Origin of the sequence: Ureaplasma urealyticum serovar 8 str. ATCC 27618, assembly GCF_000169535.1 — a bacterium.
GTDB classification, from domain to species: Bacteria; Bacillota_I; Bacilli_A; order Mycoplasmatales; family Mycoplasmoidaceae; genus Ureaplasma; species Ureaplasma urealyticum.
Map to the genome: position 1 here is coordinate 1 of NZ_AAYN02000002.1, position 26,878 is coordinate 26,878.

A 26,878-nucleotide genomic window follows, 5' to 3' on the forward strand; every position below is an offset into this window, starting at 1 on the left:
CTATAGGGAGTTATTAATGTCTAATAATTATCAAACTTTGTATGATTCAGCAATCAAAAAAATTCCTTATGATCTTATTTCTGATCAAGCCTATGAAATTCTTGAAAAAGCTAAAGTTCACAAGGTTTATGATGGTGTTTTATATATCATTGTTGCTAGTGCCTTTGAAAAAACTATTATAAATGGTAATTTTATTAACATCATTTCAAAATATTTAAGTGAAGAATTTAAAAAGGAAAATATTGTTAATTTTCAATTTATTGTCGAAAATGAAAAAGTATTAATTAATAGTAATTTTTTAGTAAAAGAAACTGTTATTAAAAATCGTTTTAACTTTAGCGATGAAATTATGCGTTATAACTTCAATAATTTAGTAATTAGTGATTTTAATCGTAAAGCAGTTAAAGCGATTGAGAGTTTATTATCAACTAATTATGAAAACAGTTCAATGTGCAATCCTTTGTTTTTGTTTGGTAAAGTTGGGATTGGTAAAACCCATATTGTAGCAGCTGCTGGTAATCAATTTGCTAATAGTAATCCTAATTTAAAAATTTACTATTATGAAGGACAAGATTTCTTTCGAAAGTTTTGTTCTGCTTCAGCAAAAGGAACAAGTCATGTTGAAGAATTTAAAAAAGAAATTGCTTCAGCTAATTTATTAATCTTTGAAGATATTCAAAACATTCAATCACGTGATTCGGCTGCTGAATTATTCTTTAATATTTTCAATGATATAAAATTAAATGGCGGAAAAATCATTTTAACATCAGATCGTACTCCGAATGAACTTAATGGTTTTCATGATCGAATCATTTCGCGTTTAGCGTCAGGGTTACAATGTAAAATTTCACAACCTGATAAAAATGAAGCTATTAAAATTATTAACAATTGATTTGAATTCAAAAAAAAATATCAAATTACTGATGAAGCTAAAGAATATATTGCAGAAGGTTTTCACACTGATATTCGCCAAATGATTGGTAATTTAAAACAAATTTGTTTTTGAGCTGATAATGATCTTAATGAAAACTTAGTAATTACAAAAGATTTTATAATTGAATGTTCAGTAGAAAATGATATCCCTTCAAATATCATTGTTAAACAACAATTAAAACCTGAACAAGTAATTGAAATTATTGCTAAAGAATTGAATCTAAAAGTAGATTTAATTAAATCTACTACAAGAAAAAATAGTATTGTATGAGCCCGTGATATTGTTTGTTATGTTTTAAAAAATAAATTAAATTTAACATTAACTGAAATTGGTAAATTATTAAGTGGTCGTGAACATACGACAATTAGCCATAGTGTTAATAAAGTTGAAAAAATTTTAGCTGATAAAAATAGTCAAGAAGCACTACAAATTAATTTAATTATTGATAAATTTTAATTTTAATAAAGAAAAGTAAACAAAAATCATTAAAATATTATATATTTATATATAGTGTATTTTCGTGTTTTTCAAATTCAAAACATAAAATTACTAATTTTTATTATTTAACTATATTATGATAAAGGAAGAAAATTATGAAAGATATTCACCCAGTAAGTAAACCATGTGTTTATAATTGTGTAACATGCAAAAAAGAATTTGTAATTAATTCTGCTGCAAAAAATACAGAAGTTGCAATTGAAGTTTGTTCAAATTGCCACACATTCTTTATTGGTAAGCAAAATGCAACTACAACATTACGTGGTCGTGCTGAAAAATTAAATAATCGTTTCGAAGCTGGTTTAAATAACATTAATAAAAAACCAGAAAAGAAAAAAGTACAAGGAAAATCTGAACCAAGAAAAAGTTTAAACGAATTATAGTAAATGCTCTTGTCATTAAATTGCCAAGATTGTTTAATTGTTTTTGTATAATTAAAAATTAGTAAATTAAATAACAGGCAATTTCGATTACCTGTTATTTTATTTTATTTTTTTATTACACATTAAAAAATTGAGGAACTTATGGAATATAATAAAAAACTTTATGAAGCCATTGAAAGAGTTGCTGTTAAAAACAAAACCTTAAAACAAGAATTAGAAACAATTACATCAGATTTCAAAAAAATTAAAGAAATTAATATTCAATTAAAGAAGACTACCAAAATTGCTGAAGCATTTGCAAAATATAAACAAAAAATCGATGCTGGTATAGTTGCTGAAGAATTATTAAATACTGAAAAAGATTTAGAATTAGTTGAATTAGCTCAAATGGATTTAGATGATGCTAAAGCAAGTATTCCAGTAATTGAAAATGAACTAAAAATCATGTTATTACCAACTGATCCTAACGATGATAAAAACGTTATTGTTGAAATGCGTCCTGCAGCTGGTGGGGATGAATCTTCAATTTTTGTAGGTAATTTATTTGATACATATCGTGCATATACTGAAAGTAATAATTGAAAAATGAAAATTATTGAAATGACACCAAACGCTGTTGGTTTTAGTTTCATTTCTTTTATGATTTCAGGTGAGGAAGTTTATTCACGAATGAAATTTGAATCAGGAGTACACCGTGTACAACGAGTTCCAGCAACTGAATCTAAAGGGCGTGTACATACATCAACTATTACTGTTGCTGTACTTCCTGAACAAGATGAAGTTGATGTTGTAATTAATCCATCAGATTTAAGAATTGATACTTATCGTGCGAGTGGGGCTGGTGGACAACATGTTAATAGAACTGAATCAGCTGTAAGAATTACACATATTCCAACTGGAGTTGTCGCTGCCTGTCAAGAAGGTAAATCACAAATCGAAAATCGTGAAACAGCAATGAAAATGTTACGAGCCAAACTATGAGAAGCAGCTCAAGAACAACAAAACGCTGAATTTGCTAATTTACGAAAAAATCAAGTTGGTACAGGTGATCGTTCTGAAAAGATTCGTACTTATAACTATCCCCAAAACCGTGTTACTGACCATCGAATTAGTCTAACATTAAATAAATTAGATCAAATTATGATGGGTGAATTGGATGAAATCATCGACGCATTAATTGCTGATGAACAAACAAATTTAATGGCTAATTTAGGTATTTAATGACATATCATCAATTAGTTTATCAAGCACAATTATTACTTCAAAAAAACCAACGCAACACTCAAGTTGCTTTTGAACTATTATATGGATTAGACGATGAAGTTAAAGACTTTTATAGTTTTTCAAACAATCGTTTAAAACTAGTAGATCTTAGTTTAGAGTGTAAATATTTTGAATTATTAAATGAATTTATTAATGAAAAACCATTAGAACGAATTTTGGGCTATGGTTATTTTTGTGGAAGACGTTTTTATGTTGATGAAAACGTCTTTGCTTTTCGTGTCGAAACTGAATTATTAGTGGATGTTATTAATAAAATTATTAAACAATCAAAGCATCAAATTAAAAGTGTTATTGATGTTTGTTGTGGTAGTGGTGTTTTAGGATTAAGTGTAAAAATGAACTTTAATAATTTAGATGTTTCATTATTAGATATTTCTCTTGATGCTATTAGTAATAGTAAAAAAAACGCACAATATCATAATATAGAAGGAATAAATTATCTTCATAAAAGCATGCAAAAATACTTTTTACACACAAAAAAACGTTTTGATTTAATTATTTGTAATCCACCATATATTAAAAGTGATTATCAATTAGATAAACAAGTTTTAGATTATGATCCCCTTAATGCATTAGTTGATTTTGAACATAAAGATGGAATTAGTTTTTATTTATTTATAATAAATAATATTTCATTAATTTGTAATAAAAAATTCACGATTGTTTTTGAAATAGGATATGATCAAAAAACAATCTTAGAAAATGTTCTAAAAAAAAATGAATTTCCTATTTTCTACTACTTTATAAATGATTATAATAATTTATATAGAATTTTAGTAATAAGTAATATTAAGTATGAAAATTTATAGAATAACTAATTTAAATGCCATTTATGATGCTTTAGTAGCAAATAAATGTGTTCTAATTCCCACTGATACCATTATTGGTTTATTAGCTAAAAACCAAGATGTTATTTATGAAATTAAACGACGTGATCGAAACAAGAAAATTGTACGTTTTGTTGCTGATTACAAATTACTTGGTGATTTAACTGTAGAACAAGAACAATTTTTAGATCTTTTTTGACCAGGATCAGTTACTGTAATTAAAAATGGTGTTTCATATCGCATGCCTAATAGTCCTCATATATTAAAATTAATTCAAAAATTAGGACCACTATATTGTAGTAGTGCTAATATTTCTGGCGAAGAACCAGTTAAAAATCATAATGAAGCAATTTTTAAATTTGGTGCAAATAGTAAACTAATTTATGTTGAAGCTCAGCAACAAATTGGTGTGCCATCAACCATTGTTGATATTGACAAATGAGAATATGTTCGTCGTGGTGCTAATATTGAAATGGTTGATATGTTTATTAAAGAATTAAAATATAATAACACAAAAGAAAAGGAGTAATTTTATGATTAAAAAAATTTATTTTGGTAATGATCATGCTGCTTATGAAATTAAAGATCAAATTATTGCTCATTTAAAACAAAAAGGTTATGAAATTATTGATGAAGGAGCCCAAGTCGAATTAGGCTCTGTTAACTATAGTCCATATGCTCTAAAAGTTGCTAATGATGTTGTTAATGATGCTAAAAATGATAGTTTAGGAATTTTATTGTGTGGCACAGGAATTGGCATGAATATGGCTGCAAGCAAAGTTAAAGGTGCACGTGTTGCTTTAATATATAACGAAAGTAGTGCGAAATTAGCTAAAGAGCATAATAATGCTAATGTAATTACCATTGGAGCACGTGAAAATAGTTTAGAACAAATCATTAAGATGATTGATGATTTTTTAGAAAGTAAATTCATGGGTGAGCGCCATCAAAAACGCTTAGATATAATCACAGAATATGAAAAAAATCAAAAATAATTAATACGAATGCGATTTATTGATAAAAATCAATGAGTTGTATTCATTTTTTTGATATTTTTTAGTTGTTTTGTAGTAATATAAAAGTGCAATAAAAATATTAATATGAAAGAAAGATTATATTATGTCAAATATTTTAAGTAATGTATCTAGCTCTTCACTATTTTCAACAGCTCCAAGTGCTGCTGCAGAAAATACTTCAAACTTAGTTAGTCAATTAGTTCCTGAAGCATATACTGCATCAGGAATTAGTATTGCTATTTCTGTTTTTAGTGTTATAGGTACAATCGTTATTGCTTTAAGTGTATTACCTCAAACAATCAAGACTTTACGTGAAAGAGATACAGCATCATTAAGTTTATTATTATTCTTATTTAATGGTATTGCTACAGCGTTCCTAACTTTATATGGTATTGGACTTGTTACAGTTCATCCAAACTCATTAACATTCTTAAGAGATATTCAAAATGGTAATTTCATCTATAATAGAGAAGAATGAGTTGCAGGATACTTAGTGTGTGGTATCTTCTTAATTATGGGTGAAGCACTATGTTCAGTAACTTCATTCATCGTATTATTCTATAAAGTTAATAACATGATTAAAGCTAAAAATATGGGAATGAATGAAGAAGAATATTACGAAAAACAAATTAAACCATTCCTAAAAGTGAAAGGAGCTAACTAGTTATGAGTTTCACTTCATTATTACAAAACAGTGTGTGAGAAGTTGGTAATGGTGCGATCGTTACTGATCAAGCTCCTTATCTTGGAATTGCACCAGATTATCAAGATGCATATGGTTTCCCAACACACCCATGAGGTATTTTCTTCCAAGTTATTGGGGCTATCTTAGTTTTCGGTGCTTACTTACCAGCCGTTATTAAAGTATTAGTTTCAAAAAGAACTGAAAACTTAGCTATTGGTATGTGAATTATTTCAATTGCTGGTTTAGCATTATTAGCCGTGTTCGCTTGATTAGGTGTTTCTACAAACCCTGGTGGATTTATTCTTGTTGCTTTAAGTGAAACATTATCTTGCATCGCAAGTATAATCGTATTTGCTCTAAAAATCGTTAATAAATCAAAAGCTAAAGCTGCAGGTATGACTGAATTAGAATACTGCAACTTACACTACCCAATTGTTAAAAAATTACCTAAAAGATAGTTAAAAGTTTGTAAAAAGAAAGAAAAAAGGGTCTAAAAACTCTTTTTTCTTTTTTTATTGTTTATTTATGCTTGATTATCTATAAAACTAAGTTAATGTTTATTATAATTTAAGTTATACGTTTTATTTGTGGAGGTGGTTTGTTGTGAAAAATAAACAAAATACATCAAATTTAAATAACAACACAAATATTAATCAGAATTTTTTATCACAAAATATTTTAAAGGCTTATGAACATAAAGATATCGCAGGTCTTAAAAAATTATTAAAATCAAAACGGATTGATAAAATTGTTGAAAGCCTTGAAGCAATTGATGATACACAAATCATCTTATTTGTATTAGTAGCAACAAAAGATGGAATTTGTGGTGAAATTTTTAAATATTTAAATACTGAATTAAAATCAAAAATCATTGATGATGCAAGTTTACAACAACTAAGAATTATCTTGTTTGAACTTTATAATGATGATGTCACTATTTTAAAAAATGATTTTCCAATGCATACTAAAAAAATCTTACTTTCATTAGATAGTCAACAAAGAGCTGCCATTAAACAATTATCAGAATTTGATGAAGATGAGGCTGGTTCAATTGTTAACTCTGATTTTTTTACAATTAACCAAAGTATTTCAGTTAAAGAAGCATTAATTGAAATCAAACGAATGTATAACGACTTTGAGCAAAGCAATATTATTTATGTCGTTGATGATTATAACCGTTTAAAAGGTTATGTAACAATTCATTCATTGCTTTTTGCGGATTCATTTGATTTAAAAATTTCTAGCGTTGTTCAAGAAGATGTTTTCTATGTCCGTAGTGATGAAGACATTGACGCTGTTTTAGATATATTTAGAAAATACCAAATCGAACAATTAGCTGTTGTTGATAAAAATGATCAATTAATTGGTTATATTAGCGATAACGATATTCTACCAGTGATTAATACTGAAACAACAACCGATATTTATAAAATGTACGGGATTAGTGAATTAGATTTTCCTTATATTAAATCAAGTGTTTTTGTTTTATTTAAATCACGTTTATTATGATTAGCTGTTTTAATGATTTCAGCAACATGTACTGGTTTTTTAATTGATAAATTCCAAAATGTTGGACAATTAGTGACAGCAGGATTATCAACACTAGTTATTGTTCCAATCATCCCAGCAATGACAGGAACAAGCGGAAATGCTGGTTCACAAGCCGCTGCTTCTGTTATTCGTGCTTTATCGATTGGTGAAATTACAACAAAAGAATATAATAAAGTGCTCGCTAAAGAATTTTTAGTTGGTGCTTTAATTGGTTTAGTTTTAGCAGTTATTAATTTTGCTCGTTTAATTATATATTTTGCAATCATCAAACCTGATTTACAACAATATAATGTTTTATACAATAATATCACTAATAATCCACATAGTCAAATGATTGTTGGCGCTATTGTTTCGGCTGGTTCATCAGTTGCTTTATTTTTTGCTATTGTAATTTCTAAATTACTTGGTGGAATCTTGCCACTTTTAGCAACAAAATTAAAAATTGATCCAACAATTATGTCAACACCAATTTTATCAACTTTACTTGATATGGTAACAACAATTATCTTATTTGGTTTTGGCATTCTATTCTTATTAATTATTGTTGATAAAGTTAAGGTTGAAGAATTAAATAATATGCGCGAAAGTATTCATGCTGTTAAAAATATTAACTCTTTATTACCTAAACAAAATTTTTTATTAAATAATTCAAATTATTTAAATCATCTTGCTTAATTTTTTGTTAAAATTACGACTTCTAAAAATGTTATAATATAAAAGCAATATGCCCAAGAAAGTAACTGTTTATTACTTAAACTTAATTTGTTACCGAGGTTTATATTAAACGAAATTGCATGTTGCAAACACATATTTTAAATAAGAGGTATAAATATGGCAAATGTTAGACCAAGTGTTGTTTTCAAACAACAAGAAGTCGACCATATGGCAGATATACTAAAAAATTCAAAATCATTTATTGTTTTTGAATATCATGGATTAACTGCTGCTAACATCCTAGCATTAAGAAATGTTTTACATTCATCAAATTCTAAATTATTTGTTTTAAAAAATAATATTACAGCACGCGCTTTTGAAAAAGCTGGTGTTACTGGATTTGAAGATCGATTAACAGGACCTAATGCAATTGCTGTTGCAATGGACGATGAAATTGCTGCGATTAAAGCAGTAAATGACGTGGCTAAAGAATTTGATTTTGTGAAAATTAAAGGTGCATATCTTGAAAACAAATTTGCAGATACTCACAAAATTGATCAACTTGCTGCAATCCCTGGCCGTGAAGGTCTATACTCAATGCTACTTTCTTGCTTTACAGCTCCATTACGTAATGTGTTATATGGTTTAAAAGCTGTAGCTGAGCAAAAAGGCGAATAAGAAAATATTATTGGAGAATTTAATATGTCAAAATTAACAATTGAACAATTTATTGCTGCGATTAAAGAAATGTCAATGCTAGAATTAAACGATTTAGTTAAAGCTATCGAAACTGAATTTGGTGTTTCAGCTGCTGCTCCAGTTGCAGTTGCTGCTGCTCCAGCAGCTGCTGAAGCTCCAACTGAAGTAACTATTAAATTAGTTGAAGCTGGTGCTAATAAAGTTGGTGTAATTAAATTAATTCGTGAAATTACAGGATTAGGTTTAATGGAAGCTAAAACTGCTGCTGAAACTGCAGGTAGCGTAATTAAAGAAGACGTTAAAACAGAAGAAGCTAACGAAATCAAAAAGAAATTTGATGAACTTGGTGCAAAAGTACAACTTGTTTAATCTTCTTTTAATAAATTAAATAATAGTTTATAAAATGGCTTTTATTAGCCATTTTTTTATTCTAATAAATTAAATTATCTTTATATATCTAATAACTTATGTTCATCACTAAATAATTTAAATAAAATAGAAATAAAAAAAACATTAAGCATTGATTTTTATTTAAGTTTTAATCTCAAATAATTGCAATATTTAATGTTTTATTTTATTATCAATAAATAAAATTATAATGTTGGGATTTTAATACCATGTTTTGCGTAGAATTCTTTTAAACCATTATAAGTAGCTTCAGAATATCCGCCATCTTTTACTTTAGCGCCTGCATAAGATAGAATTAAGCCAATTAACGATTGTTTTTCTTCGTTTGTTTTAGCACCATCTCATAATTCTTTGAATTTATTTGAAGAAGAATTGGAAATGTATGTTGATTTAGCAACAGGATAGAAATAGTATGTACCTTTAGCTGATTTATAAAGTGTTCCACCATTTACTCTTGGATCAATTGTTTTGTTTTCTAATAAAGCAGCATCATTATCTGTTTCTTTTTTAACATCTAAATAACCTTCAACAAGTGGTTTTTTATCAAGTGTTTTAAATAATTCATCATTAGTAATTTTATTAACTAATTGATCATATGTACTTATTTTATCACTTTCATTTGCTTGTGCTAAATTAAAAGCATCAATTACATAATGATAAGCAGATGGCGAAATACCAACAACCCCATCAGATAAGTTACCAACAGTATTAACACCTAATTTGTATTTATCTCTTGGATCAATTTCACTTCCAATAATAATTTTGTCTTTTCCTTTAGATAGTGATTGACCACTTATTGCGTTTTCTAATAATTTTACTGTTGCAACATCTAAACGTTTTGTAATTGAAAAACGTACTACACCATTTTTATTACCGCTTAAATTTGTGTTGATAAATTTATCTGTTTTCTTATTAATTGCTTCATCGTTTTCAACTTCTACGTCAACACCAATAACACCTACGTTATGTGAAGCAGTTGCGATTGCTTCAGTTACGGCAACACCAACTTGAGTAATAGCTACTGGTAAAATTAAATCAACGCCTTTAGTAATTAATTCTCGAATAATTTTTTTAGCGTTATCATTTTCTGGTTGGAAACCACCTGCACTACTTTCAGAAGCATAAACTTGTTCAACTTCAATTCAAGTTTTTGTTTCTTGTGTCCCCTCTTGTTTAACGCTTTTGCCTTTTAATTTTTCATTAGCTCATTTAACACCTAAATCAAAACCTGCTAAATAATTAGTTGTGTTTTTAGCATTTAAAGCAACATATCCGCCTCAAGTTAGTTTGTTATCCTTGCCAAAAACTGATTGATTTGAATTTAACATATAGGCAGCGGCAATACCACCTAAAAAAGCGGCTTCATCTACTTTAAAATAAACATCAGCAACACGATCAGCGCCTTTGTAGAATTCAGCTTTGTTATCATTGTTGTAAACTGCATCTAAAATTAGAGCAATTGAATTAGCATCAAATTTATCATTTGCTAAAGCATTTTGTAATTTTTCTGGATGTTGAAACCCTGGCATTAATAAAGCGCGTTTGCCATCATTGGCCATACTTTTATATTTTGTTTGGAAACCATTATCGTCATCACTTGTTGGTGAAGTTCAATAAAACTGACTGTAGTTTAATGTTGATTTTTGTGAGCATGATGCTGTTATAGCAACAACTGAACTTAAAGCAAAAACACTACCAAGCGATAAAAATAATTTTTTTTTGTTTAACTTTTTCATTTTACTCCTTTTTTTAATATTCATAAATTTAACCTTAATTAACTAAATGAACAATTTTCTATTCATTTGTCGCTAATAATATTACCCTAAAAAGGGATAATTTTTAAAAATGATTTTGAAAAAATATTAAAACAAAAATGACTTTTTTCTTATCTCGTCACAAACAAAATTTTATAAATAATTTATTTAATAAAAATAAAATCGTATAAAACCCTTTATTTTAATTGCTTTTAGTTTAATTAAGTAAAATAAATCATTATAAAATAATTTTTATTTGGTGATTACTTCATCACAAAAAAATAAATTTTTAATATTAGAAAATTTTAAAAATAAAGCCCTTAATTTGTGTTTTTTAAAATAAAAAAATGTGCTTGAGTGAGCACATTTTAATATTATCTTTTGCTTTTATCGAATGGAATTCCCACATTTTTGGGCGCCACACTATATTTGCTAAACGAAATTAGAGCAATTAAAGTAATTACATAAGGAATTAATTTACCAATTTCTTGTGGTATCTTATCAATTTGTGAGAATGTTTTTGTAATCACTGCAAAGGCAATTGAAACAACAACAATTAATGGAATTCTTCAAGCCCCAGCAATTAAAATAGCTAACGCTAAGAACCCAATTCCTCCAACTTCTCCACCAAATGGCGAACGTGAGGCATACATATATAGTCCACCACCAATTCCAGCAATAAATCCTGAAATAGAAACGGCAATTCATTGGTATTTATAAACATTAATACCTTGAGCATCAGCTGCATTTGGGTTTTCACCAATCGCATACAATCTTAAACCAAATGGTGTTTTTTTCATCATGATAATTAAACCAATTGTGATTAATACAACAGCGATTAAAATTAAAATACTTCCAATATAAATTGTATTAATTCCATCTCCAATTTTCATTAAACCTAAATAATCAGAGGATAGACTTGTTTTGTTAGCGATTTTATCACCCAAAGGATAAGTCACAAAAGTCGCTACTCCTGAAGCTAATAAGTTAATTGCTGTCCCAGCAATAACTTGATTAGTCTTTAATTTTATGGTTAAGAAACCAAATAATAACGAGGTTGGAATGGTTAGTATTCCAGCAATAATTAAACAGACAATAAATGTATACTCTGTTTCTGTTTTTGTTCCCATATATTTGTAAATAATTGTTGAGAATAAAGTAAACACTAATGCACCAATAATCATTTGGCCATTAATTGAAATATTAGCAATCCCAACGCGTTCACAAAAGAAACCACTTAATGCACCTAAAATTAAAATAGCAGCATAAATAGAGGCATCGTTAATTAATGATAAAGAAGGCATTAACTAATCACCTCTTTCATATTTTGTTGATTTGTAATTGCTTTTTGATAAGCTGTTGTTAATCAATCTTCTAATAATAATTTTTGTTTTTGATCTAACTTAATTTTATTAATGTGTTGTTTAGTTTTTTGATAATATTTTGTTAAGTATGATGTTGAATGTTGCTTTGTATTTTTTTCAATTTCATCACTTTGTGAAGTGGTTTTTGTTTCTAATTTTATAATTTCTTTAGCATAATTTTCTAAATGTTTATTGCGTGATACAATAATTTTGTTAAAGATTTTATCGTTTGGATTTAATAATGAAATAATGGCATCCATTTGTTCATCATGAACTAAATTTTTTGATTTTAGAATCGATGATAGTTGTTCTAATCGAGAATCTAATAAAGAATTGATATATGACATAATTTCATTTTTTAAACTACTAATATGTTCTAAATTATTCTCATTACTTGCTTGTTTAAATTCATTAAACATCACTTGCACTTGTTCATCTTTTAGAATCAATGATAATTCATCAATCAAATCAATTGTTAAAATTGAATCATTGTTTTCATATTGTTGTAGTAAATACTTTAATTTATTATAATCAAATGATTTTGATTGAGCGTATTTACCAATTTCCTTAGCAACTAAATTTTTAATTAAGAAATCTTCATTATGAATTTTATCTTTAATACGACTTAATTTTTTAGCACTTATATTTTCAAAATGTTTTAGTTTGTTTTTAACTTTTCTTGTTGTATTAATTTCTGGATAATAAACAAGTGTTGCTCTTTCAATAATTAAGTGTTTTTTAAGTTGCATTACATTATTTTTCATTTGTTCTAAATATTTACTATATTCAACTTTTAATCAATTATTGTACGTTGTTTTAATGTAGTTAACAGTGTATTGATATTGTTCATTAACTCCATTATATTGTTTTTGATTCTTAAATTTATCTAATTCTTTACGCAATTCTTTTAATTCTTGTAAATATTGATTTCGTTTCTTATTAATTTCTATATAAATTGCTTTGTATTCAGAAATGGTATTATTATTTTTATTTTCATAATCACGATAATAATCTTTACCTTTATAAGTATAGATTAGATGATAAATTCAATAAACAGGACTAATTCGTTCAAATAAGATGAACATTGCAGCCCCTAACATTACAAATGAGATAATAATTCCAGATAAATCTTGTGGAAAGCTTCCTCCTAAGTTATCGGCTGATTGTTGTAATAAACCCATTAAGAAAGACACAGGAATTGTTGCTAACGGATGTGTTAATGAGATCAAACCCATTGCAATTCCATCATATCCTTGTGTGGGTAAAGCATCAGATGCTTGACTGATAACAATTGCATTTGTTGTTGTCGAAGTATAATTAACCATTGCTAATGCGCCTGCTAATGCGCCAGAAATTGCAAATGTAGCTAACGAAATAATCTTTGTTCTATATCCAGCATATTTTGCGGCATCAAATGATTTACCAACAGATAAAACTTTATGGCCAAAAACTGTATATTTTAAAATTATTCAAATGATAATAGCCAACGAAATAAATATTAGCAAGGCAAATAAATAGCCGTATCCAGATGCTAAATGAAATAAGGAATAATTATCTGCAAAAGGAATTGATCTTGATCCAACTTGATCTGGTGTTGGATTATACATTTTACCTTGCGCTGTAAATACAACATAACGTGTAATATAGAACATAATTCAATTTAATAAAATTGAACTAACAACTTCATTAATTTTTAAAAATACTTTTAAAATTCCTATAAAAACTGCAAACATTGCCCCTGCTAACATTGCAATAATTAATAAGAAAAATTGTCCCAAGACATTGGGCATATTAATATTAGCAATTTGCATATTTTTAACAACTAATAACATAATTAGTCCTGAACCTAACATTTGTCCAGAAATTCCAATATTAAATAATCCTGCTTTAAAAGCAAAAATGAATGATAGTGCGGCAATCCCTAAAATTGCTACTTTTGTCAAATAAATATCTGGCGAACCTACTCACTTAGTAAATAATCTTATAAAGAAATCGCGTATATCATATCCTAATATCCCAACCAAAATAGCAGAGACAACTATAGCTACAAAAATAGCAAAAACTGTTGATAAGAATTTTTTAGTGATTGTTTTTCGTTCTTGACCTTTAAAAAGGTTATCACAGGTCAAAACTGTTTTAAATTTTAGCATACTTATATTTTTTCACCTGCCATTAATTCACCAATTTTTTGTCTTGTCATTACAAAACGATCACCAACGCTAATAAAATAACCATTATGGATTACAGCAATTGTATCAGCAAGTGATAAAATTTCGTCTAATTCATAAGAAATTAATAAAATAGCGTTTCCTTTGCGTTTTTCTTCTAATGTTTGTTCATGAATAAATTCGATCGCACCTAAATCTAAACCTCTTGTTGGTTGAACTAATAAAATTAATTTATGTGATCGTTCAAACTCACGACCAATAATTAATTTTTGTTGGTTACCACCAGATAATCCACGTGCGTCTGATGTACCTCGTGTTGTACCACGAACATCATACTTCTTAATAATATTAATTGCATGTTTTGAAATTTCACTATTATTAAAAAATCCTAAACTACTATATGGTTTGTCATCTACTTGTTGTAAAATCGTATTCATAGCAATTGTGTCATCTAATACTAGTCCGTGTTTGTGACGATCTTCTGGAACATGTGATAATCCTAGTCGATAACGTTTTTTAATGCTTGCATGTTCAATTTCTTGATTATCAAGTATAATTTTTGCTTCCTTATTACCTTTTAGTAATCCTGAGATTATTTGTGCTAATTCACTTTGACCATTACCTTCAACACCAGCAATGGCAAAAATTTCACCTTTACGAATGCTAAAATTGATTAAATTATTTTTATTAGCGGCTAACAATGAAACATCATCACCAGTGGGTGATGATTTCACTTTTGTAATATCTTTTTGTTTTTTAACAATTGACTGAATATCTAAATTTTTAACTTCAAAAACTTTTTCATCACTTGTAATTGGACCAACATTTTTAATTTCAACTAATTTACGACCAACCATTAGTTCAGCCATCTCAGCTACTGTTTTTTCTTTTACATCAAAACTATCAATATAATGACCACGACGAATAACTGTTGCAGAATCAGCAACTTCTTTAATTTCGTTTAGTTTATGAGTAATGACAATAATTGTTTTTCCTGCTGCTTTAAAATCTTTTAACATTTGTAAAAATGCTTGAATCTCATCTTCACTTAAAACAGCGGTTGGTTCATCAAAAATTAAAATATCAATGTCACGATATAATAATTTTAAAATTTCTGTTTTTTGTTGTTGACCAACTGTAATTTTTGAAATTTTGCTTTTTAAATTGATATTTAATCCATATTCTTGAATGATTTTTTTAAGTTCTTTAGCAATTTTTTTACGTCTGATCATACCTAATTGTACTGTACCCTCAGAACCTAAAATTACATTATCTAAAACACTTAGTGTATCAATTAATTTAAAATGTTGGTGTACCATTCCAATACCAGTTTTTGAAGCATCTTTCGCTGAATTAAAGTTGACAATTCGGCCATTAATTTTGATTGATCCAGAATCTTGTTTATAAATTCCAAATAAAATTGACATTAAGGTTGATTTACCTGCTCCATTTTCACCAATAATAGCATGGATTTCATTTTTTTTAACAAAAAGATTAACATCTTTGTTAGCAATAACTGTCCCATTAAGGAAAGTTTTTGTAATCTCGTGCATTTCTATGGCATAAGGACATTGATTTGTCTTAATTTCCATATTTTCACTTTCTATAAATCATGTATTTTGTTTTAATTATATATTCTTTAAAAAATTAAATTTTTGGAATAATAATTTTTTTAGATTTGTAGAATGCTGCTAATCCATTATATGCAGATTCTGAGAAAGATTTATCTTTTATAACTGCATTGTTTTGACCTAAGACAACTTTTGCTAATTTTTCTTTAGCTTCTGGAGTTGTAGCAGCATCTCAAGCTTTTTTAAATTCTTGTGATGCACTTCGTTTTGTTTTATCTTCTTCTAAATATGAAGAACCTGTTAGTGAATAAGGGTATAATTTTTTATCTAATTCGTTAATATAAACTTCTCCGCCAAGTAATTTTTGTAATTCAGCAAATGGTTTATTGCTATATTCATTTTTTAAAGTTCAACCATCGTTTGTTTTTGTAGCAACATTTTCTAATGTTGTAGTTCCTTTTTGTGAAAGAAGTTTAAATAAATCTTCATTTTGAATAGCATCCACAATTTGAGCGTATGTAATCGCCTTCAAACCCGCTAATTTTGCTGCTTGTTCTAAATAAACGCGCCCTGCATTTGACAATTCAACAAGTGGTGTATCATCAACATATGTACTCTTGTCTAAACTTGCTTCAGTATGTGTTCCTAATTTATAAGCATCTTTAGTAATATCATCAGTTAGTTGTGCGCCCTTTGAAGCATTTTCAATTGCACCTTTCATCGCTAAGTCAACACGTTTAACAATTGAAAATAAAATTGTTTTTCCATCATTAACTGTTTTATTTGTAATTCTTTTACGATTTGTTACATCATCTAACTCTTGAGCAGTATCAACACCAATAATTACACTTGGGTCTGTTGCGTTCGAAACAATTGAGGTTGCAATATTTGTTTGTGGACCAGCAACAGGTAAAATAACATCAGCTTTTTTTGTAATTAAATCGTTAATGATGTTTGTTGCACCTTCTTCATCTGGTTTAAATGATCCAGCAACATATTTGTTAGCAAATACTTGTTCAACATTCATTCATTTTTTCTCAGTTCCATTAGCGTCTTCTTGATTAATATTTTTATCTTTTAATTTTTCATTTGCTCATTGAACACCGAATTTAAATCCTTGAATGAAAGTTGATGTTGATGTAAAGTGCAATCCAACATATCCACCTCAAGTTAATTTTCCATCTTTTCCAAAGGTTTCTTGGTTAGCATTTAAATAATATGCAGCAGCAATTCCTGTTAAAAATGCAGCTTGATCAACACGATATGATACAGACGCAATACGGTCTTTACCTTCATTTCCACTAAATTTATCATCAATTAAAACAGCACTTAAATCTTTTTTAGCATTAGGTGATTTAAAATATTCAGCAATTGGGCCTGAATGACTAAACGATATTAAACCTAACATACGAGCGCCATCATCGTATAATGAGTTATATGTTCTATGATATCCTGGATTATCACCTATGTCTCCAGCTGGTTTTGAATAGAAGTTTTCTAAAACCAATTTAGAAACATAATTTCCATCTTGACTTGTTCCTCCATTGTTTTTATTACTATCATTGCATGATGCAGCAATTGCTGCAACTGAAGCTAGTGTAGCTACTCCAGCAAATGAAGCAAATAAAATTTTTTTATTTATTTTACTTTTTTTCATAAATTTTGCTTTTGTCCTTTGTTAAAAATATATAAAATAACTAAACAACACAATTTTTTAGATTGTGTAGTAAGATTATACAAAAAATAAACTTGTATATATAAGTTAAGCTCTTAATTTTTACTTTTTTGTGTAAAAAAGCACCTTTTTTATTTAAAAGTGCTCTTTTATTTTTTAAAATTTAAAATTCTTAAGGCATTTTGCAAGAGAATATTTTGCATTTTTTCGTAGGTAATTCCTAATAAATTAGCAATAAATGCAGATGTATATAGTACATAATAAGGATAGTTAATTTGGCCACGTTTAGGAGTAGGCGTTAAATAAGGGGCATCTGTTTCAACTAAAATTTTATCAAGTGGCGTTATTTTAATTGCTTCATGTAACTCATCTATTTGATTGTTTTTTGTTGGTTTAAAAGTAATTACGCCAGGATATGAAAGATAATAACCCATTTTAATATATTGTTCTGCATATTTTTTCTTATCTGTAAAACAATGTATGATGGCATCTTTAACATCTAATTCTTTTAAAATAGCAATTGCATCATCATGTGCATTACGAATATGTAACATTAGTGGTTTATGATATTTTTTTGCTAATTCAATATGTTTTTTAAATCAATATTTTTGAAAATCATGGTCATATTCTTGTTCATGATAATAATCTAATCCACATTCACCAATACAACTTATGTAATCAACATTTTCTTTTACTAATTTTTCTAAAGCGACAAAATCTTCTTCTATATTATGTAAGTCATTTGGATGAATGGCAACACTACAAGTTAAAAATGCAAATTTTTTAGCCTGTTCGATCGCAATTTGCGAACTTTTTAAATCAACACCAACAATATTTAACCCAACACCTTGTTTATAGCATTCAGCAATAATATCATCAAATTCATCAATTAGTGGTTCAATATTGGGATGTGTGTGAGTGTCAATAATTTTTATTTTTTCTAACATACTATTTACCTACGCAAAAATTTTTAAATAAATCATCTAAGAAATCGTATTCACTACCTATTCCTAATAGTTCATTTAAACGTAAATTACAAAATTCTAAATCAGCAACAACTAAATCAACTGTGTCCCCTTTTTCTAAATTAGTAATTGCATTATCAATTAGATAATTAACGTTTTCTAAAATACCTATTTGACGTTGTGATTGTAAAACATCAATGTTTGCATTATCAAATTCTTGAACATAAAAAAGTTCTTTGATTTTATCAATTAATGCTTGAATATCATTATCTTTTGCATTAATATAGATTTGATCATCACTATATTGATCAATTAAATCTTTTTTTGTATAAACTAATAAGTGTTTTTGATCTTTAATTAAATCATATAATTCTAAATCTTGTTGATTGTTTGCTGGCACTAAATATAAAACTAAATCAACTTTATTAATTAATTCTTTAGCTTTATTGATCCCTAAGTTTTCAACAAAATCATTTGTTGAATGAATACCAGCAGTGTCTAAGATATTTAAAGTAATATTATCGATATTAATTGATGATTCAATCACATCACGTGTTGTTCCAGGAATATCTGTGACAATAGCTTTTTGTTCATTACATAAAGCATTTAACAAAGTTGATTTACCGACATTTGGTTTACCAATTATTAATACTTTAATCCCTTTATTAATTGGTAAGAATTTTTTTGATTGATCAATAATCTTTTTAATCTTTTCGTTTAGCACTAACAAACGTTGTTTTAAATTAATTGCATCAACTTGTTCAACATCATCATATTCAGGATAATCAATATTAACTTCGATTTGACCAATTATCATAAATAATTCATGTTTAAAATCACTAATTGATTGTGAAACACGTCCTAATAAAGCCCCAATAACACCTTTAACGCTTAATTCATTTTTCGCATTAACTAAATTATTAATAGCTTCAATTTTTGATAGATCCATCTTTTTATTTAATAAAGCACGACGTGAAAATTCACCCCTTTGAGCTGGCTGACAACCATACTTAATTAATATTTTAATAATTAAATTAGCAACAATTACTCCACCATGACAATTAATTTCAACTAAATCTTCACCAGTGAATGTTTTAGGTCCAACAAAAGTATTCACTAAAACTTCATCCAAAACTTGATCATTATCTTTTAGTGTTGTGTACCAAATTTTAAAAGTTTCTTTTTTGATTTTTGTTGTGGAAATTTTATTAATCATTTCAAAAGCTTGTGGACCACTAATTCGAATAATATGAATAGCACAATTCATAGGAGCTGTTGCTAAAGCGACAATCGTTGACATTATTAATCACCTCTATTTTCAATAATAATTGTATAAATAATTGTAAATAAACTATTTTTGTTAATATTGATTTTTAAATTTGCTCGCATTAAATCTAAAATCGCTTGTTTACTATTTATATTATTAATTTTAATAAAGATTAATTTTAGTAAATAGTGAATTTGTAAAATAGATAAGTTTTTAAATGTTTCTTTTAAATCATTTAATGTTTCAAAGCTTTTTATATCATTTAATTTAGCATGGTATGCTAAAACTTCATTAATTTCATTATTTTCTAACAAAGTTTTAAGTTCATCTAAATCATCAAATATTAAATCACACTCAGTTGCACTAATTGGTTGATTAATTTGTTTAATTAATTGGTGATATAAATCATAATTAGCTGGTAAATAAAAAAGTTGGCAACGGCTCTTGATTGTTTTTAAAACTTGATTTAAATTTTTTGTACTAAAAATAGCAATAGTGTTTTTAGGTGGTTCTTCAATGAATTTTAATAAAGCATTTAAGACATATTTTGAAGCTAAATCAATGTTTTTAATAAGATAAAATTTTAAATTAATATCTTCTATTCCATCGTATAAAAAAGCGTTTTGTAAATCAATTACATCACTTTTTTTCATAGATAAACTATCGTAAATTTTTAAATCAAAATACTGATTATTTTTAACTTTATTAATGTAATGTGCTTGTTGCTCATGATTTTTTTCATTAATAAACGCTAGCATGATTTGTTCAACACCTAATGTTAATGAGGTTTTGGGTGATTGAATCAATAAATTGGCAAAACTATATTTCATTAAATATATTTATGTTCTTTAAAAATTTCTAATAATCGTTCTTTAACCTCACACAAAACTTCGTTTTCACTTTTATTAGCATCAATAAAAATAATTTTTTTAGGTTGATTGTATGCATTAAAAACACTTGGATATTGTTTTAATAATTTTTCATAAAATTGTTTATTTTGTGAATCAAATGCGTTTGTATTATCAAAACGATTCTTCATACGATTTAATGCATTATTAACACTTACATCAAAATAAAAAATATAATCAATTTCTAAATTACCAATCGCTTGTTGATTAACATGATGAATAACTTCTAAACTTTGGTTTTGAACAATCCCTTGATAAATATATGATGAATGAACAAAACGATCTGAAATAACAATATGTCCTTTTTCTAAATTTGGATTAATTGTTTTTTTAACATGTTCTGCACGACTACTTGCATATAAATAAGCTAGTGTTAAAGGATCAAATGCTTCTAGATTTTTTAAAAAAAAGTCACGAATTAATTCTGCTGCAGTGTTGTTTTTTCCGCCGGGTTCACGTGTTAAAAAAATTTTATTAACTAATTTAGGTTCTTTTAAAACATCTAGTAATTGTTTTAAAATTGATGTTTTTCCAGCTCCATCAATCCCTTCAAAAACAATAAATAAGCCTTTTTTTGGCGATTTTAGTTCATTACTATTTTTCGTTAACATCATTGCTTTCACTTTCTTCTTGTTCTATAAATCTATCTTCTAAAAAACTTAATAATATATTAGTGAATAATTTAGGTTCTTCAATAAAAGGGATGTGACCTGAATTATTAAAAATATAAGTGCTAATTTGGGAATTATTTCTAAACACCTTAAGTGCTAATCGATAATCAATTAATTCATCTTGTTTTGATACCATAACTAAAGTTGGCATAATTAAATTGCGCTGAGCCATTTTTAATTCACGATTAAACTTAATATTTAACAATGATAAACATAAAAGCGAAATATCGCGTGCAACACGGGGATATTCTCTTGAAATCGAATCTCATCGTGTTTCTGGTAAAGTTTTATAATTGTTACGATAATCAATATATAGTTTTTTTAAAATAACATCGGTTTTAAATTTTAAAAAAGGATTGGGAAATAAAACTCACGCATTAAATAACTTTTTATTTAAAAAAGGATTTAAATATTGATAATGATATGGACAAACAAGAATCAGTTTTTGTACTCGTTGAGGAACAATAAACCCTACTAAGCTAGCAACACCTGCTCCTAATGAATGTCCTAATAAATAAAACTCTTTTAAATCAATTTCATTAATTCAATTAATAAATAACTCTGCAAAAGCAGGAATATTTAATTCTTTTTTGCTATTAACAGGTGTTAGTCCATGAGCAGGTAATCCCACAAAGTAACAATCATATTCTAATAAACTTTGATTAATTAAAAAGAAATAATGTGGTGATGCATCAAGTCCATGTATAAAAACAATTGAACCTTTTTTTAGTTCGCTTTTAGCAGGCTCAAAATAAAAATTAAGTGTATTAGTCTTAATTAATTCCATAATTATTACTTTCTTTTTCTATTTTTAAATAAAAATTGAAGATTTCATTTAATAGTTAATATTTTATTATAAAAATCCATCTTTATTTATATAAAGCCATAAATTTAATTTTTTAATAAAATAACTTTATATAGAAAATATGGTCCAGAAATAATTGGCACTAATAAAATAACTTGATCAGCTGATAATTTTAAGATTAAAACAACAAAAATATAACTAACTAATAAGACGATACCACCCATTAATCCAGCATTAATAATGCCATTACAAATTTTGTTTTTAGCATAATTAAACGCCACGTTGGCTGCGACAATTCCAACGAAAATAACATTACCACTTAAACTATAACTTGTTGATACTAATAAACTAATACAAACAAACGTTTGTAGTGTTAAAGATTTGCTATTGATTCCTAATTGCTCAGATAATTGTTGGTTTGTTACCATAATTTTAAGTTTAGTTGAATTTGCCATTAGTCAAATAATGCTAATAATAAGCATTGCAAGACAAAAATAAAAACAAAAATCAGTTCGTGATTCAATATTACCTAATAAAATTATTTTTAGATACATGCTTGATTCTTTACTCATTAAAATTCGTAATGATTGAGCGATAACAATAGTAATTAAATTAATAACAATCCCTGAGATAATAATTCTTTTAAAAATATATCCCCCAGATGAATTACATAAAAAATGAATGAAAAAACAAATAATTAATGATCCAATTAAATAAATAAATGGCAAAATATATTCGATTCGTCTTTGAACTTGCAACTGACTAAAATCAAATATTAAAAAAAGAACAGTTAAAATAACTAAGTTAATGTTCCCCATTCCCAATAGCGAACTATCTGCTAATCGATTTTTTGTTAATCTTTGAATGATATAACCACTAATTCCTAAAGCAATTCCTGAAATTAATAATTGCGAAATAATTTTTCAATCAATTAAATAACTAAAAACATTAACAAAACGTGAAGCGCCTGCTACAGCAATTAACATTAAACTAATAGTTAAAATTAATAAAACAAATGGTAAAAATACTTTGTTTTTTTTGAATCTAAAAAACGTTTTTTGTTCAAATTGATATTTTAAAAATTGTTGAAATCTTGTTTTGATACGCATTTAATTTTTATTCACTTTCCACCCTAATTCTCATTTTAATAAAACAATCATGGGAATTGCAAGTACTGTAGCAACTAAAAATACAATATTAAATTTTGAAAAGAATTCAACAACTAATCCTAATAGTTGTAATAAAATACAAGTTAAAAAGATGGCAGCAATCATTTGAAATAAATAATTAGTTCTTTTAAATAATAAACGTGATAAATGGGGCATAACAATCGCAATTAAAGAAAGGCCACCAATTAAAAAAGTCGTTGAAATAGCAATAAAAATTGAACAAATTGAAGTAATTCAATACATTCTATTAATATTAATTCCTAATGATTTAGCTAAATAATGACTAGTATATAAAATCTGAATCTTTTTTGCATAACATAACAAAACAATCGTACTTATAAACACTATTGGAACACCAATGTAAAAGCGTTCAATCGAACTATAAACGCCAACACTACCTAATAATTGAATAGGCGAAGCAACAATAGAAGAGTGAAAATTAGCAATTAAAACATTAATTGCTGTAATAATCGCTCCTAATGAAAAACCAAACAAAATTGGTTTAAATGTTTTTTTATGTGGTGTCATTTTAATAAATAAAAAATTAATACCTAAAGCAATTAAACTAAAAACAATACCAAAAGCATAGCCAATGAAAATATTAGAAAAACTTTTAGTAATTAACTGGCTTAAAATACTTCCCAAAGCTGCTAAGGGGAAAATTCCTAATGTTGATGGTCCAGCTAAACCATTACGCGTTGTTGATTGCAAACTAAAGCCACTACAAACTAATCCAGCTCCACAAACTAATAAAATAATTGGCGAATAAAAAAATAATAAAAAAACTTCCTCAGAAGAGGCTTTTTGAAAATAAAAAGATTGTCAAATAAATGTTTTATTTGTGTAGATAATGTTGAACAAAAAAATAAATGAAGTTAGCAAAATTAAAACACCAAAAATGCTTCATTTGTAAATGAAATATCTCTTAAAATTAAGTCTATTCTCAAATTTTGGTTTTAACTGCATAATATATCATTATAAATTATAAATTAGATTTGGCGATGTTGATTCTTGTTTTAAATTGGGTTTTAGGATCATTAATTCCTTGAGTTGTACCAATTGCTCAAGACCCAGCATTTTTAATCACAATTAATTTATTAATTGAATTAAGTAAATAAGCTGCACCTGCATAAATAGCAAAATCTTTATTAATAAATTCTGATTTTTCACTATCATTTGGTGTTTTATAAGTTTTTTCTAATTTGTCATAATCCACAAATTTTTTTAAATAATTTGAAAAGCCTTGTGTTTTTAAACTAATATTGTTAAAACTTGCATAATCAACAATAGCATCTGGTTTTAGACCAAATGAAATTAAATGATCAATACTATCAGCTCATGTACCAACAATTTTATAGCCATAATCTAATGTTGTATTTTCATTTATATAATGTGATTTAATTATTGAATTACGTTCTTGTATACTTGGTTTATGATCAAATAAATTAATTAATTCACTCTTATCAAAGGGTTTATAATTTCACTTGATTTTAGAGAATTCTTTGCTCGCAAAAATTCTTAACAATTCTTTAATAATTAATGATTGACCAACCATCGCAAAAGAGCCTCATCAAAATAATGAACGATCAATAAAAATAATTTTTGAATAACGATTACGTAAAAGCTTATGGGGATAAAAATCTTTATGAGAAGTAATTTTTTTAAATAATTGATGACGATTTCGATAATTATTTTTATATTTGTTACTTGTAAATAAATTAGAGTCGTACATATAAAAAACATAATCAGCAGTTTTGTAAAATGATGATATTTGTTTAAGAACTGATTCAAGTGGATTAGTTCTTAAGGCACTATGACCAATTGATTGATAACGATCAATCACATCTTTAACATCTTCATTAATTGGTTCTGGAAAATTTAGTCCTAATCCTGGAACTTCTGTAAAGGGGTTTGAATAAATTAAAGGTAAATCAGGAGGGGTTAAAATAGAAAATTTGTTGTAATTTTCTTTATTGTTAACTAACTCATCGCGATTTTCTAAAACTAAAACTGTTGCTTTTCGTTTGCGCATTTTTTGAATACCTTCAAGCATTGCAACATTATTAACATCATCTTTTATTAATTGGGTAATTTTTTGACTTCATTCAGTAAATGATTTAACGTTTTGCATTGGTTTTGGTAAACGTTTTTTTAATTCATTAAAATTTAAAACATCATCTAATTGACGAGCAAATTCTAAATGAATTTTGTAAGGATTACGAAAGAAATTATTACGTTTTCAATTCGCATTTTCTACTAATCAATTAGAATTATATAGTCTTGGTTGTTTTAAATTTGCACATGATGTTAGTGTTGCAAAAATAATACTTAACCCAATTATTGAAATTACACTAATCAATTTACATTTGAAACTAATCTTCATTTTTAAACCATAATTAATATTTATCTAAATAATAATAATAAAAAATTAGGCTCTGTTTCAATGTTTTCATCCTAAATAAGCTAAAACAGGAGCTCCAATAAAACTCATTCATATTGATGAATTAATATAAATTGTTTCGCGATATAATATCAAACCCAAAGAAGTAATCATTGCTCCAAACAATCCTGATAAGGGCATAACATAACGATAATCTCTAATTCCAAAAACTTTACGAACAATATGAGGTGCAAATAAACCAACAAAAGCAATATTACCAACTAATAAAATAGTTGGCGAAATTAAAAAAATTGTAGATACAATAGCTAGTATTTTAACAATAATAATTGATGATCCTAAATTTTTAGCTTTTTCATCACCAATTTCTAATAAGGTTAATTTATGGGATAAAACGTAAGCAATAATCACACCAATTAAAATTAAAACTGCACTAACTCATAATGTTAAAAAAGGATCAATATGGGTTGGATAAATGTTTTCACTTCCCCCTAATACATATTTAAAGTTAATACTTGAACCCTTAGCACTTTGAATACGAACAAAATAAGCAATTGTATTAAAAAAAACGCCTATTGCTAATCCTGCTAAAGTAATTTTGACATATGATAATTTATTTCTTGTAGCAAAAACTAGAATTAATAAAATAATGCTTGCAATAATTCCCCCAACAATCGCAAATCCAAAAAGGCCACCAAAAGAAATAATATTGTGTGAAAAAGCAATTACAATCATAAAAACACTTGATTGTACAATTCCTAATGTACTTGAATCCGCTAATGGATTTCTTGTTAATGCTTGTGTTACACAACCAGCTATAGCTAAACTAATCCCAGATAAAATTGAAGCAATGCTTGCTCAAAATGTGGCTTGTAAGTTTAAATATTTAATATTTGATGAATCTAAAAATTGGCCACTAAAAATTAGTTTTAGTGATTCATTTAAAGAAAAGTAAACATATTTATTTAATGTTTGATCATAAAAATTAGCATATGAAATGTTTCATATTCAAATACTAAAAATAGTAGCAATTAAAATAATTGCAGCTACTAATAAAATTAATGGTTTTAACTTTTTAGTTGTTTGATTTTGAATTTGTTTAAATAATTTAAAACGAAAAGTATAATTGTGCATTAATTTAATAGTTAATTCTCTAGTTTTTAATCTAATAAATATAACAAATTAAACATTTTCTAAAAATGGTCTTTGTTTATTTTTTAATAT

At 26.8% G+C, this 26,878-nt stretch carries 25 protein-coding genes; 11 read left to right on the plus strand and 14 right to left on the minus strand.

Annotated features, from left to right (window positions below; all coding sequences use genetic code 4):
* Window positions 1–16: 16 nt before the first annotated feature.
* The 11 genes from UUR8_RS00045 to rplL all read left to right on the plus strand — a co-directional run bounded on the left by UUR8_RS00045 (window position 17) and on the right by rplL (window position 8,900).
* Window positions 17–1,390, plus strand: coding sequence for a DnaA ATPase domain-containing protein (locus UUR8_RS00045; protein WP_004026018.1), 1,374 nt, complete (start codon window positions 17–19; stop codon window positions 1,388–1,390).
* Window positions 1,391–1,527: 137 nt separating this feature from the next.
* Window positions 1,528–1,815 (plus strand): 50S ribosomal protein L31, encoded by a 288-nt coding sequence (gene rpmE, locus UUR8_RS00050; protein WP_004025943.1) that lies wholly within the window; start codon window positions 1,528–1,530, stop codon window positions 1,813–1,815.
* Between the two features lie 141 nt (window positions 1,816–1,956).
* Entirely contained in the window at window positions 1,957–3,036 is a 1,080-nt protein-coding gene (prfA, locus tag UUR8_RS00055; RefSeq protein WP_004026000.1) for a peptide chain release factor 1, read from the plus strand.
* Complete coding sequence (locus UUR8_RS00060; RefSeq protein ID WP_004025883.1) at window positions 3,036–3,908, plus strand: HemK/PrmC family methyltransferase; 873 nt, start codon at window positions 3,036–3,038, stop codon at window positions 3,906–3,908. Before prfA ends, UUR8_RS00060 begins: the two co-directional genes overlap by 1 nt.
* Entirely contained in the window at window positions 3,895–4,455 is a 561-nt protein-coding gene (locus tag UUR8_RS00065) for an L-threonylcarbamoyladenylate synthase (protein ID WP_004025805.1), read from the plus strand. Before UUR8_RS00060 ends, UUR8_RS00065 begins: the two co-directional genes overlap by 14 nt.
* A 4-nt stretch (window positions 4,456–4,459) precedes the next feature.
* Complete coding sequence (locus UUR8_RS00070; RefSeq protein WP_004025697.1) at window positions 4,460–4,921, plus strand: RpiB/LacA/LacB family sugar-phosphate isomerase; 462 nt, start codon at window positions 4,460–4,462, stop codon at window positions 4,919–4,921.
* 124 nt (window positions 4,922–5,045) lie between these two features.
* The gene (locus UUR8_RS00075; protein ID WP_004025526.1) at window positions 5,046–5,606 is read left to right on the plus strand and encodes a PQ-loop domain-containing transporter; all 561 of its coding nucleotides are present in this window, start codon (window positions 5,046–5,048) and stop codon (window positions 5,604–5,606) included.
* Between the two features lie 2 nt (window positions 5,607–5,608).
* Entirely contained in the window at window positions 5,609–6,085 is a 477-nt protein-coding gene (locus tag UUR8_RS00080) for a PQ-loop repeat-containing protein (protein ID WP_004025777.1), read from the plus strand.
* 145 nt (window positions 6,086–6,230) lie between these two features.
* Window positions 6,231–7,853, plus strand: a complete 1,623-nt coding sequence (gene mgtE / locus UUR8_RS00085; RefSeq protein WP_004026121.1) for a magnesium transporter — start codon at window positions 6,231–6,233, stop codon at window positions 7,851–7,853.
* A 156-nt stretch (window positions 7,854–8,009) separates the two neighbouring features.
* A complete protein-coding gene (gene rplJ / locus UUR8_RS00090) occupies window positions 8,010–8,510 on the plus strand; it encodes a 50S ribosomal protein L10 (protein WP_004025606.1) in 501 nt (166 codons plus the stop codon).
* A 24-nt stretch (window positions 8,511–8,534) separates the two neighbouring features.
* The gene (gene rplL / locus UUR8_RS00095; protein ID WP_004025906.1) at window positions 8,535–8,900 is read left to right on the plus strand and encodes a 50S ribosomal protein L7/L12; all 366 of its coding nucleotides are present in this window, start codon (window positions 8,535–8,537) and stop codon (window positions 8,898–8,900) included.
* Between the two features lie 224 nt (window positions 8,901–9,124).
* Here rplL and UUR8_RS00100 read toward each other — a convergent pair whose 3' ends face one another.
* From UUR8_RS00100 to UUR8_RS00165, 14 genes are all read right to left on the minus strand, one after another.
* Window positions 9,125–10,675 (minus strand): BMP family ABC transporter substrate-binding protein, encoded by a 1,551-nt coding sequence (locus UUR8_RS00100; RefSeq protein ID WP_004026003.1) that lies wholly within the window; start codon window positions 10,673–10,675, stop codon window positions 9,125–9,127.
* A gap of 392 nt (window positions 10,676–11,067) precedes the next feature.
* A complete protein-coding gene (locus UUR8_RS00105; RefSeq protein ID WP_004025845.1) occupies window positions 11,068–11,997 on the minus strand; it encodes an ABC transporter permease in 930 nt (309 codons plus the stop codon).
* Window positions 11,997–14,207, minus strand: coding sequence for an ABC transporter permease (locus UUR8_RS00110; protein ID WP_004025765.1), 2,211 nt, complete (start codon window positions 14,205–14,207; stop codon window positions 11,997–11,999). Before UUR8_RS00110 ends, UUR8_RS00105 begins: the two co-directional genes overlap by 1 nt.
* 2 nt (window positions 14,208–14,209) lie before the next feature.
* Entirely contained in the window at window positions 14,210–15,817 is a 1,608-nt protein-coding gene (locus UUR8_RS00115) for an ABC transporter ATP-binding protein (RefSeq protein ID WP_004025989.1), read from the minus strand.
* 55 nt (window positions 15,818–15,872) lie between these two features.
* Complete coding sequence (locus UUR8_RS00120) at window positions 15,873–17,453, minus strand: BMP family ABC transporter substrate-binding protein (RefSeq protein ID WP_004025959.1); 1,581 nt, start codon at window positions 17,451–17,453, stop codon at window positions 15,873–15,875.
* Between the two features lie 167 nt (window positions 17,454–17,620).
* Window positions 17,621–18,418: a TatD family hydrolase gene (locus tag UUR8_RS00125; RefSeq protein WP_004026216.1), complete on the minus strand. Its 798-nt coding sequence runs from the start codon at window positions 18,416–18,418 to the stop codon at window positions 17,621–17,623.
* 1 nt (window position 18,419) lies between these two features.
* On the minus strand, window positions 18,420–19,736 hold the full coding sequence (gene mnmE, locus UUR8_RS00130; protein WP_004025607.1) for a tRNA uridine-5-carboxymethylaminomethyl(34) synthesis GTPase MnmE: 1,317 nt from the start codon (window positions 19,734–19,736) through the stop codon (window positions 18,420–18,422).
* Window positions 19,737–19,738: 2 nt separating this feature from the next.
* Window positions 19,739–20,533, minus strand: coding sequence for a DNA polymerase III subunit delta (locus UUR8_RS00135; RefSeq protein ID WP_004025506.1), 795 nt, complete (start codon window positions 20,531–20,533; stop codon window positions 19,739–19,741).
* Window positions 20,533–21,225, minus strand: coding sequence for a dTMP kinase (gene tmk / locus UUR8_RS00140; protein WP_004026755.1), 693 nt, complete (start codon window positions 21,223–21,225; stop codon window positions 20,533–20,535). Before tmk ends, UUR8_RS00135 begins: the two co-directional genes overlap by 1 nt.
* Complete coding sequence (locus tag UUR8_RS00145) at window positions 21,206–22,069, minus strand: alpha/beta fold hydrolase (protein WP_004025756.1); 864 nt, start codon at window positions 22,067–22,069, stop codon at window positions 21,206–21,208. Before UUR8_RS00145 ends, tmk begins: the two co-directional genes overlap by 20 nt.
* 104 nt (window positions 22,070–22,173) lie before the next feature.
* On the minus strand, window positions 22,174–23,196 hold the full coding sequence (locus tag UUR8_RS00150) for an iron ABC transporter permease (protein WP_004026025.1): 1,023 nt from the start codon (window positions 23,194–23,196) through the stop codon (window positions 22,174–22,176).
* Window positions 23,197–24,138, minus strand: coding sequence for an iron ABC transporter permease (locus UUR8_RS00155; protein WP_004025917.1), 942 nt, complete (start codon window positions 24,136–24,138; stop codon window positions 23,197–23,199).
* A gap of 100 nt (window positions 24,139–24,238) precedes the next feature.
* On the minus strand, window positions 24,239–25,639 hold the full coding sequence (locus UUR8_RS00160) for a hypothetical protein (RefSeq protein ID WP_004026171.1): 1,401 nt from the start codon (window positions 25,637–25,639) through the stop codon (window positions 24,239–24,241).
* A 45-nt stretch (window positions 25,640–25,684) separates the two neighbouring features.
* Window positions 25,685–26,788, minus strand: coding sequence for a FecCD family ABC transporter permease (locus UUR8_RS00165; protein WP_004026052.1), 1,104 nt, complete (start codon window positions 26,786–26,788; stop codon window positions 25,685–25,687).
* Window positions 26,789–26,878 lie beyond the last annotated feature (90 nt).